This is a genomic window from Streptomyces sp. NPDC021115 (assembly GCF_044333065.1).
Lineage (GTDB): Bacteria > Actinomycetota > Actinomycetes > Streptomycetales > Streptomycetaceae > Streptomyces.
The window spans coordinates 295148-310149 of sequence record NZ_JBIRQF010000008.1 but is presented as its reverse complement, the minus strand read 5'-3'; the positions used below and the strand labels follow the sequence as shown (position 1 = coordinate 310149).

13 protein-coding genes and 2 pseudogenes are annotated in these 15002 nt (G+C 72.9%); 9 read left to right on the top strand and 6 right to left on the bottom strand.

The features are described 5' to 3' along the window. Window positions 1-162: 162 nt before the first annotated feature. The 8 genes from mshA to ACH4TL_RS25645 all read left to right on the top strand — a co-directional run bounded on the left by mshA (window position 163) and on the right by ACH4TL_RS25645 (window position 9190). Window positions 163-1530 (top strand): D-inositol-3-phosphate glycosyltransferase, encoded by a 1368-nt coding sequence (mshA, locus tag ACH4TL_RS25680; protein ID WP_398318910.1) that lies wholly within the window; start codon window positions 163-165, stop codon window positions 1528-1530. A 60-nt stretch (window positions 1531-1590) separates the two neighbouring features. Then, the gene (locus ACH4TL_RS25675; RefSeq protein WP_398318913.1) at window positions 1591-2103 is read left to right on the top strand and encodes a YbjN domain-containing protein; all 513 of its coding nucleotides are present in this window, start codon (window positions 1591-1593) and stop codon (window positions 2101-2103) included. After that, a complete protein-coding gene (locus ACH4TL_RS25670) occupies window positions 2100-2756 on the top strand; it encodes an ATP-binding cassette domain-containing protein (RefSeq protein ID WP_398318916.1) in 657 nt (218 codons plus the stop codon). Before ACH4TL_RS25675 ends, ACH4TL_RS25670 begins: the two co-directional genes overlap by 4 nt. Window positions 2757-2806: 50 nt before the next feature. After that, on the top strand, window positions 2807-4429 hold the full coding sequence (locus ACH4TL_RS25665; protein ID WP_398318919.1) for a DUF6297 family protein: 1623 nt from the start codon (window positions 2807-2809) through the stop codon (window positions 4427-4429). A gap of 86 nt (window positions 4430-4515) precedes the next feature. Further along, window positions 4516-6195, top strand: a complete 1680-nt coding sequence (locus ACH4TL_RS25660; protein ID WP_398318922.1) for a glycoside hydrolase family 55 protein — start codon at window positions 4516-4518, stop codon at window positions 6193-6195. A gap of 100 nt (window positions 6196-6295) precedes the next feature. Next, entirely contained in the window at window positions 6296-6514 is a 219-nt protein-coding gene (locus tag ACH4TL_RS25655; RefSeq protein WP_398318925.1) for a hypothetical protein, read from the top strand. After that, window positions 6507-7172: an RNA polymerase sigma factor gene (locus tag ACH4TL_RS25650; protein WP_398318928.1), complete on the top strand. Its 666-nt coding sequence runs from the start codon at window positions 6507-6509 to the stop codon at window positions 7170-7172. The genes ACH4TL_RS25655 and ACH4TL_RS25650 overlap by 8 nt, the downstream gene beginning before the upstream one ends. Next, window positions 7169-9190 (top strand): M48 family metalloprotease, encoded by a 2022-nt coding sequence (locus tag ACH4TL_RS25645; protein ID WP_398318931.1) that lies wholly within the window; start codon window positions 7169-7171, stop codon window positions 9188-9190. Before ACH4TL_RS25650 ends, ACH4TL_RS25645 begins: the two co-directional genes overlap by 4 nt. Window positions 9191-9206: 16 nt before the next feature. Here the strand turns inward: ACH4TL_RS25645 and ACH4TL_RS25640 are convergent, their stop codons facing one another. Further along, window positions 9207-10478, bottom strand: coding sequence for an MDR family MFS transporter (locus ACH4TL_RS25640; protein ID WP_398318934.1), 1272 nt, complete (start codon window positions 10476-10478; stop codon window positions 9207-9209). A gap of 141 nt (window positions 10479-10619) precedes the next feature. On the opposite strand from ACH4TL_RS25640, the gene ACH4TL_RS25635 reads away from it, so the two are divergent. After that, complete coding sequence (locus ACH4TL_RS25635) at window positions 10620-11381, top strand: phosphoglyceromutase (protein ID WP_398318937.1); 762 nt, start codon at window positions 10620-10622, stop codon at window positions 11379-11381. A 75-nt stretch (window positions 11382-11456) separates the two neighbouring features. Here the strand turns inward: ACH4TL_RS25635 and ACH4TL_RS25630 are convergent, their stop codons facing one another. The 5 genes and pseudogenes from ACH4TL_RS25630 to ACH4TL_RS25610 all read right to left on the bottom strand — a co-directional run bounded on the left by ACH4TL_RS25630 (window position 11457) and on the right by ACH4TL_RS25610 (window position 14948). After that, window positions 11457-11621 (bottom strand): hypothetical protein, encoded by a 165-nt coding sequence (locus ACH4TL_RS25630; RefSeq protein WP_398318940.1) that lies wholly within the window; start codon window positions 11619-11621, stop codon window positions 11457-11459. Between the two features lie 642 nt (window positions 11622-12263). Beyond that, window positions 12264-13485, bottom strand: a pseudogene (locus tag ACH4TL_RS25625) (tyrosine-type recombinase/integrase). Further along, complete coding sequence (locus ACH4TL_RS25620) at window positions 13485-13724, bottom strand: helix-turn-helix transcriptional regulator (protein WP_398318943.1); 240 nt, start codon at window positions 13722-13724, stop codon at window positions 13485-13487. The pseudogene ACH4TL_RS25625 and the gene ACH4TL_RS25620 overlap by 1 nt, the downstream one beginning before the upstream one ends. Continuing rightward, window positions 13717-14553 (bottom strand): annotated as a pseudogene (locus ACH4TL_RS25615) (replication initiator); the annotation flags it as partial. The gene ACH4TL_RS25620 and the pseudogene ACH4TL_RS25615, both read right to left, overlap by 8 nt. Window positions 14554-14723: 170 nt before the next feature. Further along, the gene (locus ACH4TL_RS25610; RefSeq protein WP_398318946.1) at window positions 14724-14948 is read right to left on the bottom strand and encodes a hypothetical protein; all 225 of its coding nucleotides are present in this window, start codon (window positions 14946-14948) and stop codon (window positions 14724-14726) included. Window positions 14949-15002 lie beyond the last annotated feature (54 nt).

Genomic DNA, 15002 nt, shown 5'->3' with positions numbered 1-15002 from the left:
GCGTGGCCGCCCTCTGACCACGCGTCGCCCCCTCCGGCACGCCCCCGAACGTCACACTTTGGCAAAGCGGAAATAGGAATGGCCGGTTCCGGTGTTGTGGGCTGAACGGGGAAGGAGCAAGGGAAGCCCGCCCAAGCCGCCCCCGTAAGGAGGTATCGCGCGGTGAGCCAGCACGCGTCCCGGCTCGGCGGCCTGCGTGGCCGCTCCCATACGCCCTTCGGCGGCCCGCCCCACCAGCGCCTTCGGCGCATCACGCACGCCCGGCGCCCGCGCCGGATCGCGATGCTCAGCGTGCACACCTCGCCGCTGCACCAGCCGGGCACCGGCGACGCGGGCGGCATGAACGTCTACATCGTCGAGCTGGCCCGCCGCCTCGCGGCCATCGACATCGAGGTGGAGATCTTCACGCGGGCCACCACCGGCACGCTCCCCCCGACCGTCGAGCTGACGCCTGGCGTCCTCGTACGGCATGTGGACGCGGGCCCGTACGAGGGGCTGGCCAAGGAGGAGCTCCCGGCGCAGCTGTGCGCGTTCACGCACGGGGTGATGCAGGCGTGGGCCGGTCACCGGCCCGGCTACTACGACCTCGTCCACTCCCACTACTGGCTCTCCGGCCACGTCGGCTGGCTGGCCGCCGAGCGGTGGGGGGTGCCGCTGGTGCACGCCATGCACACCATGGCCAAGGTCAAGAACGCCGCGCTCGCCGCCGGTGACACCCCCGAACCGGCTGCCCGCGTCATCGGCGAGCAGCAGATCGTCCGCGCCGCCGACCGGCTGATCGCCAACACCGCCGACGAGGCGGAGGAACTGGTGCGCCACTACGAGGCGGACCGCGACCTGGTCGCCGTCGTCCACCCCGGCGTGAACCTGGACCGCTTCCGCCCCGCCGACGGCCGCGCCGCCGCCCGGGCCCGGCTCGGGCTGCCGCCCGACGCGCTGATACCGCTCTTCGCGGGCCGCATACAGCCGCTGAAGGCCCCCGACATACTGCTGCACGCGGTCGCGCACCTGCTGGAGGAGCGGCCCTCGCTGCGTGAGCGGATCGTCGTCCCCGTGGTGGGCGGACCCAGCGGCACCGGCCTCGCGAAGCCCGAGCGGCTGCACAAGCTCGCCGCGCGCCTCGGCATCGGCGACGTCGTCCGCTTCCAGCCGCCGGTCGCGCAGGACCAGCTGGCGGACTGGTACCGGGCGGCCTCGGTGCTGGTGATGCCGTCGTACAGCGAGTCGTTCGGCCTGGTCGCGGTGGAGGCCCAGGCCTGCGGCACCCCGGTGGTCGCGGCCTCGGTGGGCGGCCTCCCGGTGGCGGTACGGGACGGGGTCAGCGGCACCCTGGTCGACGGCCACGACCCCCGCGACTACGCCCGCGCCCTGCGCCCCTTCGCCGACGACCCGACCCGCGCCACCCGCATGGGCGCGGCCGCCGCCGACCACGCCCAGTCCTTCGGCTGGGACACGGCCGCGGCGGCCACGGCGGAGGTGTACACGGACGCGATGCGCGAGCGGCGCCCCCTGCGCTCGGCCCAAGGCTGACGTGGTGGCTGAGGCCGTGCACGGACGCGCCGCGCGAGCGCCGTCCCCTACGATCGGCGCATGGCTGACACCACCCCCCAGGCCGACCCCCGCACCGTCATCGAGCGGACGCTGAACGACGCCGAGCTGGAGTGGGAGAGCCCGCAGGACGGCACGTACGTCGTCACCCTCCCCGGCACCCGCAAGCTGTCGACGACCTGCTCCCTGCGGGTCGGCCGCCACTCGCTCTCCATCAACGCCTTCGTCGTCCGCCACCCGGACGAGAACCACGAGGCGGTGCACCGCTGGCTGCTGGAGCGCAACACCCGCCTGTACGGGGTCAGTTACGCCATCGACCAGCTCGGCGACATCTACCTGGTGGGCCGCCTCCCCCTCGCCTCCGTCACCCCGGACGAACTCGACCGCCTGCTGGGCACCGTCCTGGAGAACGCGGACGGCAGCTTCAACACCCTCCTGGAGATGGGCTTCGCGACCGCGATCCGCAAGGAATACGCCTGGCGCACCTCCCGCGGTGAATCCACCCGCAACCTGGAGGCGTTCGCCCACCTGACCCGCGACGTGGCGGCCGAGTGACACCCCTGCTCCGGCTCGACGGCGTCAGCCGTTCCTACGGCGACCGTGAGGTGCTGCGCTCGGTCACGCTGGACGTCGCGCCGGGGGAGTGCGTGGCGCTCACCGGTGACAACGGCTCCGGCAAGTCGACCCTGCTGAGGCTCGCTTCGGGACGGGAGCGGCCGACGTCGGGGAGGGCGCTGTTCGACGGTGCGCCGATCGACGAGGACGACCCCGTCGCCCGCGCCCGCGTCGCCACGGTGATGGACCCCGGCGCCCACTACCCCGACCTGACCGCGCGCGAGCACCTCATGCTGGTGGCGCTGGCCCATGGGCTCGGCGACGGGGCGGAGGCGGCGGTGGAAGCGGTGCTGGAGGAACACCATCTGGCCGGTCACGCGGACGTGCTGCCCGCGGCGCTGTCGTCGGGGCAGACCCAGGCGCTGCTGCTGGCCGCCGCCTTCGTACGCCCGCACGACCTGCTCGTCCTGGACGAGCCCGAACAGCGCCTGGACGGCCGGGCCCGGGGCGAGCTGGCGCGTCGGCTGGCCGCCCACCGGGACCGCGGGACCGCGATCCTGCTGGCCACGCACCACGAGGCGCTGGCGACGGTCGCCGACCGGGTGCTCATGCTCGACGGCGGGATACCGGTGGCGGCGCGGGGCGGCGGGTAGTGGACGCCGACCCGGCACTGCGACGGGAGCCGGATCCCGTACCCGGGGGCATGACCGACACCGCCGCCGAGACGCTGGCCTATCTGGGCGCCCTGCGGCGTGACGCCCGGTGGGAGAAGCGCAAGAGCGGCGCGTTCGCGCTCTACGCCGTCGCGTTGGTCGGGGTGGCCTGGGGCGTGCCGCTGCTCGTCTCGGCCGCCCGAGCGGGCCGCGCCGACGGGCCCCGCGGCCCGCTGGCCGCACATGTCCTGACCAGCCTGCCGCTGACCGTACCGACAGTGGTGGCGCTGGTCGTCCTGCTGATGGCGCGCGGCGCGGTGTGGCGCGGGCCGGTCCTCCTCGATCTGCCGACCGTCTCGTGGCTGCTGCCCGCCCCGCTGTCGCGCGCGCCCCTGCTCCTGCCCCGGCTGATGACGTCCGCGCTGGTGGCGGGGGCGGTCGGGGCGTTCGCCGGTGGTGTGCTCGGCTTCCTGGTGTACGCCGCTGGCGCCCCGTCCTGGCCCGCGGTGACCGCGGCCGGGGCGTGGGCGGGCGCGACAGCCGTGCTCACCGGCACCGCGGCGGGCGCCGTCGTGGAGCGCCGGGACCGGCTGATGGCCCGGCAAGGCGCCCGGATCTTCGGTGCGGCCGGTGCGGTCCTCGCTCTCCTGGCAGCGGTCGCGGCGGTGTCGGTGGTGCGGGGGCGGCACGGCTCCCCGCTCGACGCCGTGTTCCTGTGGTCGGGCCCGTGGGGCTGGGCCGCGCAGCCGCTGGTCGCGGCCGCCGGTGAGCCGGTGCCCGGCTGGGCGGTGGGTGCCCTGCTGTCGGCCGTCTTCGTGCTCGTCGCGCTGCTGTGCGCCCGCCGGGAAGCGGCTGGCATCTCACAGGCGGCCCTGCGGTTGCGGGCGACCGTGGCCTCCCAGCTCGGCGCGTCGCTGTTCGCGCTGGACCTGCGGCAGGCGAAGGCGGGGCTCCCCTCGCTGCGGGAACGCGGCTCGCGGCCCGTCCTGCGGCTGCCGATGCCACGCCACCGCCCGCTCGTCATCCCCTGGCGGGACGCGACCGGGCTGCTGCGTACTCCGGGCCGGCTGGGCTGGGCCGCGGGGTGGACCGCCACCGCCGTGGGGCTGACCGCTGCCGCCCCCGTGCTGCGCGACCGGTCCCAGGCCGTGGCCGCGGTCGGGGCACTGGCGGCCGGTTATCTCGCCGCGGCCCAGCTCACCGAGCCCGCGCGCCGGGAGAGCGACGACGTCCGCCGGTCCGCGAACCTGCCCTACCCGGCCCGGTCCCTCGCCCTGTGGCACGCGCTCGTGCCCGGCCTCCTGCTCCTCGCCGGGACAGCCATGTGCGGTGCGGCCGCCGCGCTCGGCGGCTGGGGGAGGCCGGGTCTCGCGGTGCTCATCGCCTGTGCCCCGGCGCTGGTGTCGGCGGCGCTGGTCAGCTCGTACCGGGGCGCCGTCCCGCCGCACATCCTGCTCGGGGCCGAGGCCCCGATGGGCAACACGGGCGCCCTGCAGGCCGCCGTCTGGTATCTGCGCGGGCCGCTCGCCGCCCTGGCGCTGACGGCCCCGGTGCTCGTGGCGGTCACCCGGAGCGGCGACCTCCACGCGGCGCAGCTCGGCTGGCTGTTGCTGGTCGGCGCGGCGGGTCTGCGGTGGGCCGGGACGTCGGCCCACCGGCTGTACACGCGCTGACCCTCTTCCGCGCCCGTTGCTGCCGTGGCATGCTCACGCCGTCGCTCATCTGAACGGCGTTCACATCCATGGAAGGTGTGGGCCTCATGGACAGGGAAAACGACACACGCGCACTCCTCGGCAGACGTACCGTCCTCGGCGCCGCGGCGGGTGCGGTCGCGGGGACCGCGGTGGGGGCGGCCCCCGCCGCGGCAGCCGGAGGGTCGACGGAGCTGTGGCGCGAGTTCCGCGCCGATCCGTATCGGCATCCGCAGATCCCCTACGTCGGCCGCGCCGGGTTCCGGGGCGGGCGCGCGGAGCTGCCCCGGTATCCGGTCGCCGCCGATGTGCGGCGTTACGGCGCCCGGCCCGACGGGTCGGCCGACGCCGCGCCCGCGATCAACCGGGCCATCGAGGCGGTTGGGCGGCGCGGCGGGGGCACGGTGGTGGTGCCGCCCGGGACGTACCGCGTCGACGGCGTCATCCGCATCGGCTACGACAACGTCGTACTGCGCGGCGCGGGCAGCGGGCGGACCACGCTGTACGCGACCCGCAACCTCACGGAGCTTATCGGTCCTTACGGCAGCCGGTACGGCGGCACCAAGTCGTCCTGGTCCTGGGCCGGTGGCCTCATCTGGGTGTGCCCGGACGCCCGCTGGCGGTCCCTCACCGACGCGATCAGGGCCCAGGCGTGGCCGTTCGAGGGCTGGACCGGCAACCGGCGCGACGAGTGGCGCACGCTGGCCGCCGTCGACCGCCCGGCCCGGCGCGGCGACTGGACCGTGCCCGTCGAGAGCACCGCCGCCCTCCGGCGCGGCGACCGGGTGCTGCTCCAGCTCGCGGACGACGGCGCGCACACCCTGCTCCGGCACATGGCCGGGGACGTCGAGGGCGCCGCCGGGTATCCGTGGGCCGACAAGACCAAGCTGACCTCGTACGTCCCGTACGAATGGCCGTGCCGCATCACCGCTGTCGACCGGCGCCGCCGCCGGGTGACGCTGGACCGTCCGCTGCCGCTCGACGCCCGGCCCGCCTGGCAGCCGCGGTTCACCACCCTGACCCGGCCCGTGACCGGCTCCGGGGTCGAGGGGATCACCCTCGACGTGGTGGAGACCCCGCAGGCGCAGCATCTGCTCGACAAGGGCTACAACGGCGTCGCGCTCCAGTGCGCTTGGGACTGCTGGGTCGACGACGTGACCGTCAACAACGTCGACAACGGCTTCCTGCTCGTCGCCGCGAAGGCGTGCACCCTGCGCCGGGTGACCGTCTCGGGGCGCGGCAGCCACCATCCGTACTGCTGCCGCGAGGGCTCGCACGACAACCTGGTCGAGGACTTCGTCCTCGCGCGGCGCACCGTGCCCGCGCCCGCCGGGACCCAGCTGCACGGCATCAACGTGGAGGGGCTGTCCAGCTACAACGTCTGGTCGCGCGGCCGGATGGAGATGGGCACCTTCGACACCCACCGCGGCATGCCGTTCGCCGACGTCCGCACGCAGATCACCCTCGACAACACCGGCGCGCACGGCGGCGACGCGACCGCGGGCCCGCTGTACGGCGCCCGGTTCACCCACTGGAACGTCACTGTCACCAATCAGCGCGCGGGCTGTGTCCGGATCGACGACGTCGCCCCGTACAGCGCGACGGTCGGCATCAGCGAGGTCCGGGAGTCCGGCCAGATCGACGTCCCCGATTTCGAGGGGCCGCTGCACTCCCGTATCGAGTCCTACGGCCACCCCGAGGCCGTCCATCCGCGCAATCTGTACGAGGCCCAGCGCGCCCTGCGCTGAAATCTCCCGCCCCGCGGTGAAGAAAACCGCCCCCCGATGACTCTCCCTGGTGAACCGGCACCGACAGCCGGGAACCATACGAGGGAGACGAGCGGTGCTCATGGACAATCCGTGGCTCACGGTGGCAACGGTCGTGACAGTGGGGGTGCTACGGCTGATGGGGGATGTCGTCCGCTGGCTGGCGGCGCGCTCGGGCGAACGCGTCCGGGCGCGCATGCTGGTCGAGATGCTGGACAGGTCGGAGCCGGGCACGGTGCTCACCGACCGCCGCGCCGACGGCGCCGCGGTCACCGTGCACCGAGGGGGCGGCCATGACTGATACGGCCGAGGAAGCCGCGCGGGGCGAGGAGTTCGACGCGTTCTACGCCCGTACGTACCCGGTGCTCGCCGCCCGCGCCGTGATGCGCAGCGGCAACCGGCAGAACGCCGAGGACGCGGTCCAGGAGGCGTACATCGAGGCGATGCGCCGCTGGCCGCACGTCAGGACGTGCGCCTCGCCCGAGGCGTGGGTGGACACCACCATGCGCCGCAAGCTCTCGCGCGACGGGCGGCGCTGGTGGTTCCGCTGGAAGCCGGTCGAGCTGACCGTCCCGGCCGCCACGACCGCCACCGTGGAGGAGACCGCGGAGGCACTGGCCGTGCTGCGCGCGCTCGGCACCCTGCCGCCGCGCCAGCGCCAGGTGGTGGTGATGCACTCGCTGGAGGGCATGAGCTACGCGGAGATCTCCGCCGAACTCGGCATCTCCACCGGCAGCGTCGGCAGCAACCTCCACAAGGCCCGCGCCCGGCTCACCCTGCTGCTCGACCTCTCCCCGGATGTCCGCCCCGACAGCGAGCACCTGTTTTCCCTCGACGAGCTGGACCCGGTGTGCGGGGCGCTGCGCGGCGCCGCCGCATGGCTGCGCGACGGCCTGGGCGCCGACCGTCACGTCGCCCGGCAGCGGCGGGGGCTGGCTGCCCGGCAGGGGCCGGGATGATCGCCGCCGCCCGCGCCGCGCTCGCCCTCGCCCTGCTGGCCGGTTTCTACGTACTCGTCGCGACCGTGGCCCTGCTGTGGGTGGCCACCCTGGTGATCGCGGTGTGGAGCGCCGGAGAGCCGACCGCCACGACGCCCCCGACCAGCGTCATCACGCTGTGCGCCGCGCTCGCGCCGGTCGTCGCCGCCCTGCTCTGGGCCGTGATCCGCACCGCCCGGCCCGCCGCCCCGCGCCCCGACGCGGTGACGGTGTCCCGGCGCGGGGCGCCCGCGCTGTGGGCCGTGGTCGAGGAGCTGGCGGACGCCGTGGGTACCCGGCCGCCCGACCGCGTCCGGCTGACCGCCGACGTCAACGCGTCCGTCACCGACGACGCCCCGTTCCTCGGCCTGGCCCCCGGTGGCCGCACGCTCTACCTCGGCCTGCCCCTCCTCATGGGCCTGACCCCCGCCGAACTGCGCGCCGTCCTCGCCCATGAACTGGGCCACTTCTCCCGCCGCCACGGCCGCTTCGGCGTCCTCGCCCACCGCGGTACGGCAGGGCTCCTCGCCGCACGGCAGGCGATCGTGGAGGCGGCGACCGCCAACAACCTGGTCCGGATGTACGCGGGCGGCCCCCTGCTCCTCCTCCGCCTCTACGCCCGGGTGTTCGCCGGGCTCACCCGCCCGGTCCGGCGGCGGCAGGAGCTGGAAGCCGACCGTGAGGCCGCCCGGGCTGCCGGACCCGGCGCCGTCGCCGACGCGCTGCGCGCCGCGCTCGCGCTCGAAGCGGCGTGGCGGGAGTTCACCGCGGTCCATCTCACGCCCATGCGCCGGGCGTACGGATGCGTACCGGACGACCCGTTCCGCGCCTTCGGGCACATGGTGGACGCGCCCGAGTTACGGGAACCCCTGGCCGCCCTGCGCGCCCGCGCCACCGAACACCGAGCCGACCCCGACGACCCCCACCCCGACCTGGCCACCCGCCTGGCCCGGCTGGCCCGCCTCCCCGAGGGCTCGCCGCCGCCCGCCGACCCGGTCTCCGTACCGTCGCGGTACGCGGCCCGGCTGGCCCGTACGGCGGGGTCGCCGGACGCGGTGCCCATGCCGTGGCGGGACTGGCTCGGCCTCCTCGCCGAACACCGGGCGACCCGGGTCCTGGCGCCGCTGGCGAAGGCGGTCCGTACGGTCGAACGCGCCGAGTCGGACACGCACACCGGCGGCGTGGTGCCCAACGACCTGACGCTCCACCGGGTGTTACGCCTGCTGGACAGCGGCCGCCGCATGCCGCTCGCCCGCGCCCTGGGCGGCGCCCTCCCGCCGTCGGAGGACGCCGAACGGGACCCACTCGGCCCGCTGTCCGCCGCCCTGGCCACCCTCATCGGGGCGCGGCTCGTCGCGAACGGCACCGCGTACTGGGCGATGAACTGGACCGGGCCCGGCATCCTCGTCCCGCCCGAGGGCACCGCGCCCGACGACATCCGGGACTGGGCCGACGCCGCCGTACGACAGCCCGGCCAGACCCGGCGGCTCGGCCTGCACCTGGCCGCCCTGGGAGTGGACGAACACGCCCCGCTGCGCCCACCCCGAACCCTCACGCCCCGAACCCTCACGCCCCGGAACCTCCCGGACCCAGCCCCCGACAGCCCGCCCGAGATCAGCATCGCCCCCGCGATACCCGAGCCCGCCCGGCGGCGTATCACCGCGGTCCGGGCGCTGGCCCTGACCGTGCTGCTCGGGCTGACGGGGGTGTCGTACGCGGTGTGGGCGAACCGCGACGATCCCCGCTACCCGAGGATTCCCGCCACCGCCGTAACCCCCTGGAACCAGCCGGGTAACGGCCTCACCCAGCCCCCGTACTCCCCGCTCCTGCCGAACCCCTACCCGACTTCGTACCCGACTTCGTACCCGACTTCGTACCCGACTTCGTACCCGACCTCGTATCCGGCCGGTGCGCTCCCGACGGCGCCGCCGCCGTGGCGTACGGCGATCCCGCGCCCGAGCCTCGACATCGCCCCGCTCCTGCCCCGGTCCACACCCTGACCCACCCGGCGGGACGTCACGCGGCCGCCACCCCCGCCGCCTCCTCCGCGCGGGCACCGTCCACCTTCGCCCCCGTCCCTTCATCGCCCCGCAGCCGCCGCCCCAGCACCCCGTAGCCGACCGCGGCCACCGTGCCCACCACCGCGCTCGCCGCCCACAGCGTGGCCGCCCCGAAGCGGTCGATCACCGCGCCGCCCGCCAGCGGCGCGGTCAGCGAGGCGAGCGACCACGCCAGCACGTACATCCCCTGGTAGCGGCCCCGCCCATGGGCCGGTGAGAGCCGGGCCACCAGTCCCATCTGGGTCGGCGAGCTGATGATCTCGCCGAGCGTCCAGACGGCCACGGCCAGCGCGTACATGCCCACCGACCCGGCGAAGGCGGTCAGCCCGAATCCGTACCCGGTCAGCAGCGCGGCGATGACCAGCAGCCGCGTCGGGTCCCGGTGCTCGATGAACCGCGTGACAGGGATCTGGAGCACCACGATCAGCACCCCGTTGGTCGCGATCGCGAGCCCGAAGTCCGCGCTGGACAGACCGTCCGCGCCCATGGCCACCGGCAGCGCGACGTAGCCCTGCTGGAAGAGGGTCGCGACGAGGTACGTCAGCGCCACCACGGCCATGAACCGCCGGTCCCGCAGCACCGCCCCGAGCCCGACCCCCTTCCCGTCCGCCCCGCGCCCCGCGTCCTGCCCCTGCGGACGGGACTCCGGCAGCTTGACGAAGACGATCAGCGCGGTCAGCAGCGTCATGCCCGCGTCGGCGAGGAACAGCGTGAGATAGCCGTTCCGGGCGATCAGCCCCGCCGCCATCGCGGAGAAGGCGAAGCCCAGGTTGATGGCCCAGTAGTTGAGCGAGAACGCGCGCACCCGGTCCTCCGGGGCGACGATGTCGGCCATCATCGCCTGCACCGCCGGCCGTGACGCGTTGGCGGCCATGCCCACCAGAAGGGCCATGACCGCGATCGCCACCGGATCCCTTACGAAGCCGAGCAGGGCGACCGTCACCGCGGTGGACACCTGCGCCACCAGCAGCGTCGGCCGCCGCCCCAGCCGGTCGGTGAGCACCCCCGCGACCACCGCCGAAACCGCTCCGCCCAGCCCGTGCAGCGCCCCGACCAGCCCGGCGAACGTGGCCGAGTAACCCCGTTCGACTGTCAGATACATGGCAAGAAACGTCGCCACGAACCCGCCCAGCCGGTTCACCAGCGTGGACGTCCACAGCCACCAGAACGCCCGGGGCAGCCCCGACACGCTCTCCTTCGCGGCCTCTCTCAACCGAGCAACGGACATCGCAACCCCCCACGGATGAGCGCCCTCATGTAAGAGGCGCAAGCGGCATCCGCAACTTACTCACCCCCCGCTCCGGACCGCCACTCAATTGACCAGGTCCGTCAATCAACCGCCTCCGACCGGTCCAGTAGGCTCGACCGCATGGCCGACGCACCGTACAAGCTGATCCTCCTCCGCCACGGCGAGAGCGAGTGGAACGCGAAGAACCTGTTCACCGGCTGGGTGGACGTCAACCTCAACGAGAAGGGCGAGAAGGAGGCAGTCCGCGGCGGTGAGCTGCTCAGCGACGCCGGCCTGCTCCCCGACGTGGTTCACACCTCCGTCCAGAAGCGCGCCATCCGCACCGCGCAGCTCGCCCTGGAGTCCGCCGAGCGCCACTGGATCCCGGTCCGCCGCAGCTGGCGCCTCAACGAGCGCCACTACGGCGCCCTCCAGGGCAAGGACAAGGCCCAGACCCTCGCCGAGTTCGGCGAGGAGCAGTTCATGCTGTGGCGCCGCTCGTACGACACCCCGCCGCCCCCGCTCGAGGACGGCGCCGAGTGGTCCCAGAGCGCCGACCCGCGCTACGCCACCATCCCCCCGGAGCTGCGCCCCCGCACCGAGTGCCTCAAGGACGTCGTCGTCCGCATGCTCCCGTACTGGTACGACGCCATCGTCCCCGACCTCCTGTCCGGCCACACGGTCCTCGTCGCAGCCCACGGCAACTCCCTGCGCGCCCTGGTCAAGCACCTCGACGGCGTCTCCGACGCCGACATCGCGGGCCTCAACATCCCCACCGGCATCCCGCTCTCCTACGAGCTCGACGCCGACTTCCGCCCCACCAACCCGGGCGGCACCTACCTCGACCCGGAGGCCGCGAAGGCCGCGATCGAGGCGGTCAAGAACCAGGGCAAGAAGAAGTAACCCGAGCCGAAGAGCCCCCTACCTGCTGTTTTTCTGCCAGGAGGGGGCTCTTCCGTGTGCCTGGGCCGTCGCCGTTCAGATGCGGCGAACCCTCTTCTCGACGGACAGCAGGAGACCCGCCGGGATGGCGACGGTCGGTTCGACGCCGACGTGCATGGCCAGGATCACCCCGCTGACACAGATGAGGACGATGTGCAGCTCGTGGGGGATGAGCTCGATACGCAGGCCTCGACGTGGCACGATGGGGTCCTCCGTGGGACGCATTACTTCTCCTATAGCGCGGGGAATAAGTGCACCGACGGGGTGAGGGGTCGCTCATAGCCGTGAGCGGCCCCTCTTGATCCCTCGACGGCTTAGTGGACTTTAGCGGCTGCCTGGTGCCCCCACAAATCCGCAGCCCAAAGCCTCGCCTTTATCGAGTTATGCAACGCTGTGAGTCTGGCCCTCGCGTATGTGCTCACCTGCGCGCCCAGCCTCCAATGCGACTCTTAAAGCTATACATCGGTGGACGGATTGAGTTCCTGGCGCCTACCCGGCCGGGCGGACGGGCGGGCGCCCACACCGGCCGACCAGGTGCCCGCCCGGCCACCCAGCCGACCGGCCGCCCGGCCGGGCTCCTGAGGCTCAGACTGAATCACGGTTCGTAGGAGATTCACGGATGGTGATTCCATGTCGGAGTCGATGAGGTCGCGAAACATGAACTTTCCAGCCTGGGTGAAAGTTCACGGATGGTGATTGCAAATGTTGGCGCCGATGAATTGGTGAAGTAGGAAATTTCCGTGCTGGCGCCATGGATTCACGGATGGTGATTTCATGTTGGAGTCGATGAAGGGACTACACCGAACTTTCCTCGCCGGGTGCAATGTTCATAGGAATCCTGAATCACACGAAGACGGCGGCCACGGCCTTACGAGTGCGCTCCTGGCTGGATGGCATGAGGTGCGCGTACACGCGGAGCGTCAGGCCCGGGTCCGAGTGGCCGAGGTACTCGGCGAGGGCCTTGATGCTCTCTCCGGCGTCCAAGAACACGGACGCGTAGAAGTGGCGTAGCGCGTGCATGCCGTTCTCGCGGGACTCCGCGTACGGCTGACCTCGCTCGGGCACCGGGATGACCCCGGCCGTGGCCAGCGCCGGTTTCCACGCCTCCTCGTTGAGCGACGTACGCCAGACGTGCCCACCACGCGGCCCAGTGAAGATCAGTCGCTTGGCCACCGGGGGACCGTCGGCCACCTTCCACGGCAACGTGATCTCGACCGGCGGAAACCGCTTCATGTGCTCCTGGAGCGCGTCGGCGACTGGCCCGGGCAGCGGTACGTCCCGGAGCTTGCCGCCCTTGGGTGGGGCGAACACGGCCTTGCTGCGGCTCAGCTTCAGTTGCTGGACCACGTGGAGCGTGTCCGACTCGAAATCGATCGCGTCGACGGCCACGCCCAGGATCTCGCCCTGAAGGAGCCCGCAGCCGCCGCCCAGGTCGACCATGGCCTGATAGCGCTCCGGCATGGCGGCCCGGACAGCGAAGAGTCGTTCCGGCGTCCACGGGATCACACGCTTCGTGTCGACGGTCGGCGGCCGGACCGAGCGGGCGGCGCACGGGTTCCGGGGAAGGTGTCCGTCGTCCACGGCCGCACTCAGGGCGGCACGCACGTTGGAGTAGATCGTCCGCGCGTACGACCCCCGGCCGCCGTTCTCCTGGAGCTGACGCACCCAGTCCCGGATGTGCGCGGGCTGGAAGGAACCGAGCGGACGCGCGCCCAGATGCGGGAAGGCATGCAACCGAAGCTGCGACTCCATCGAGGCTTGCGTGTTCGGATCGGCTCCCTGGGCGGCCACCCAGCGCCTCGGCATACTGCTGAAAGGTGATCCGAGCGGCGCGGGGGTCGATGTACTGCCCCCGCGCCATGTCCGCCTCGACGTGGGCGAGCCACTGATCGGCAAGCCGTTTCTGTCGGTCGGGGAAGCTCTTGGACTTCTCCGTACCGTCCGGACCGACGTAGCGAGCGCGGTAACGGAGCCCGGATCCGTACCGCTCCGTCTTGACCTTGCGCACCTTCCCGTCCGGACCGGTCTCGGTTCTGTACCAGCGATCTTGGATGTGCCCGGCCATCAGGCGGCAACCCCTTCCCGCAGGGACTCGACCCAGGCCCGGACGTCCACGGGGTCGAAGCGCAGATGTCGGCTGACCCGGAAGCCGCGCGGACCGGTGCGCTTCCGGCGCCACTGGTAGACCGTCTCGACGCTGGGCAGGTCGAACATCTCCACCAGGTCCTCAGGAGTCAGGTACCGCGTTTGCAAGGCGCGCGACTCGGCGGTCACTTCTGCGACAGCGCAACGTCGGCTAGCCATGGGTGGGCTCTCCTGCTGTTCCAGGGGCGGGGGTGAGGGTGGCGGTGAGCCATTCCCCGGCGGGGGTGAGGCCGGTTCCGGCGTAGGCCCAGTGGGCGAGGACGAGGGTGGTCTCGTCCTGCTCCAGCTCGGCGGCGGCAGCTTGGGCACGTCGCCAGGCGGCGCGGGCGTCGCGGAGTGCGCCGAGGGTGGTGGAGTAGCGGCGGGATTTGGTGGAGAAGTGGCCCCGGAAGCCGAGCATGTGAGCCCAGGCGCGGAGCCGGAGGTGTTCCAGGTCCTTCCGCGCACCGAGCGCTCAAGCCGTGCGGATGAGCCGCCGGGCATGGTCGGTGATGTCGAGGTGGGCCACTTCGGCGATGAGCCGTATGGGCCGGTCCAGGGCTCCGGTCGCGGTCTCGGCGCCCTTGGTGGCGTACTTGGCGATGTACGCGGCCACGGCACGGTCGGTCAGCTCCTGGCCGCCGTTGAAGTCGGCGCCCTTGATGGGCCGTACGTCGAGCTCGTCACCGAAGGCGAACGTGTGGGCCCGTCCGTCGATGACCGGTCCGGCAACCTGGGCCTTTGGCGTGGCTGCGCGGATGGCGTCGGTCAGCAGCTCGACCGTGGCCCAGGCCGGAGGCGGGGTGTCGCCACCGCCGGGGCCGTCGATGCGGATGACGGCGTGGAAGTGGACGGCGCCGCGCTTCTGGTAGTCGGCGACCTTGGCGAAGGAGAGCCGGGCGTGGTTGCGGAGTGCTCGCTGGCTGAGTCCGGCCCGCTTGGCGACCTCGCGCCGCAGGTAGATCGAGAAGCGCCGCCAGAGCATGCCCGCGTGGGCGTTCCAGAGCACCCCTGTCGGGCGAATGCGTGTCCGACTGCATCCTTACCCGGGCCGCCGAGATGGATCAGTTCCTCACCACGGTGAGGGCCCTGCAGTGCACGACGCGGCTTCAGCCGCCGCGCGGCCCGCTCTCCTGTCCAGGAGGAGGGCCTGCCCCAATGGCGGTTCCCACTGTTTAGCTACGCCGCGGGCCAGTCGTCGGGGCCGCCGCCTTGCCAGTCGATCAGGGTCGGGTCGTCGACGGGGGTGTCCTCGGCGGTCAGGCCCGCGTGGGTCAGGAGGTGGCGGAGTTCGTCGGGGTTCACCACGACCCCTACGTCCTCGCCGTCGATCCGCACGCGGCGGCGGCCGTCGAGGGGTTCCTCGACGACCACGCGGGGCCGGGCGGGGGTCTCATCGTTCATACGACCAGATTCGCCGCAGTGGCCGTCCTCCGCACGTCGACGGGGATGAGAGGG